This is a genomic window from Clostridiales bacterium, assembly GCA_017961515.1.
In the GTDB taxonomy this organism is placed as follows: domain Bacteria; phylum Bacillota; class Clostridia; order Acetivibrionales; family RGIG10202; genus RGIG10202.
Genome location: JAGCXC010000012.1, coordinates 1 through 1,799, shown reverse-complemented (window position 1 = coordinate 1,799; position 1,799 = coordinate 1). Strand labels below are relative to the sequence as shown.

2 protein-coding genes are annotated in these 1,799 nt (G+C 34.4%); both read right to left on the bottom strand.

What is annotated here, in order from left to right; genetic code table 11:
* Positions 1-1,096 (bottom strand): ankyrin repeat domain-containing protein (locus tag J6Y29_00440; protein ID MBP5426360.1); only part of this gene is annotated, 1,096 nt, incomplete at its 3' end.
* A 429-nt stretch (positions 1,097-1,525) separates the two neighbouring features.
* Positions 1,526-1,799: hypothetical protein (locus tag J6Y29_00435; protein MBP5426359.1), on the bottom strand; the 274-nt coding region annotated here is incomplete at its 5' end.

Genomic DNA, 1,799 nt, shown 5'->3' with positions numbered 1-1,799 from the left:
TCATACCGTTCTCACACGCATATATTAGGGCTGTTACTCCACTCTTAGTTACTACATTTACGTCTGCTCCTTTGTCTATCAACTTATTCACTACCTCTGTCATACCGTTCTCACACGCATATATTAGGGCTGTTACTCCACTCTTAGTTACTACATTTACGTCTGCTCCTTTGTCTATTAACTTATTCACTACCTCTGTCATACCTCTCCAACACGCCAATATTAGAGGTGTTCTTCCAAGACCATCTACTACATTTACGTCTGCTCCCTTATCTATCAACTTATTCGCTATCTCTGTCATACCTTTCTCACACGCATATACTAGCGCTGTTCTTCCATCCTCATCTACTACATCTATATCTGCTCCTTTGTCTATTAACTTATCCGCTATCTCTGGCCTATCATTCAAACACGCACGCATTAGGGCTGTTCTTCCAATATTATCTACTACATTTACGTCTGCTCCTTTGTCTATCAACTTATTCACTACCTCTGTCATACCTTCCCTACACGCATATACTAGCGCTGTATTTCCATACTTATCTACTACATCTATATCTGCTCCTTTGTCTATCAACTTATTCACTACCTCTGTCATACCTTCCCTACACGCGTACATTAGGGCTGTTTCTCCATACTTATCTACTACATCTATATCTGCTCCCTTATCTATCAACTTGTTCGCTACCTCTGTCATATCGTTCTCACACGCATATACTAGCGCTGTTCTTCCATTCTCATCTACTACATCTATATCTGCTCCTTTATCTATCAACTTATCCGCTATCTCTGTCATTTTTCCCTTACAAGTATATATAAGTAACGTATTTCCTCTATTATCTTTCATGTTTAAATCAGTACAACTATCAATTAAACCAATATCAATCTCACTCCACTGACCTTTTCTAGCCTTAGAAAGACACCAATAACTTGTAAATTTTTTGCAAAAAGTTCTATCTACTTTCCTCTCTACAAAATCTAAAATCCTCTTTAACCCAGGGATCCACCCCACAAAGAAGCGCGCCACATATATGCTACCCATCATTACACTGCACATACTATCAATTTTTATATACTTATCTTTGTCAAACCTCATATACTTCTACCTACTTTCCTTCTCAATTACTTTAGCAACTACTTACTTTCACCATTCTAACACTTTTTGTATCTAGATGCAACACTTATGTTAGCATTGCAATGTCTCTTTTGAGTTATCCATTTTTTTATTCCCCAAAGCTTTTCCTTTTCTATCTACAGATTACAATACTTTATCTGTATTTGGATTTCTACACATGTTTATACCTCACTATATCATCCCAGGTTTGCAAAAATATCATATGGAAAGCATTTGAATTTAAACTATGAATAGCTTTACTAATAACCAAAACAAACTACTTCATATTTCCTTTCCTGTTAAACAAATAAAAAATGCTAGATTACAAATTTTAACTTGTAACCTAGCACTATCTTTCACCTTAACCTCAAAAGTCAGGTAATATATTTCCCATTTTTTACTCAACTATTATTACAATACGCATCCTCTTGAATAATCCACTCTATTTATATTCTCTATAACTGGTCTGTTTATAGATGACGATGCTACATCTGTATTTAAATTCTTACATACATTTATACAACGAATTGTCAATTGATTTAAATCATACTCATGTTCTTTCCATCTATCCTTTAATTCATCAAAAACATCTTTATCTGGCTTAATATTTTTGTTTATTTCACCTAAAAACTTTCTTAAATCGCTTATTACTTTAAGTCTATCTGGCATTTCCTTTTCTATATTA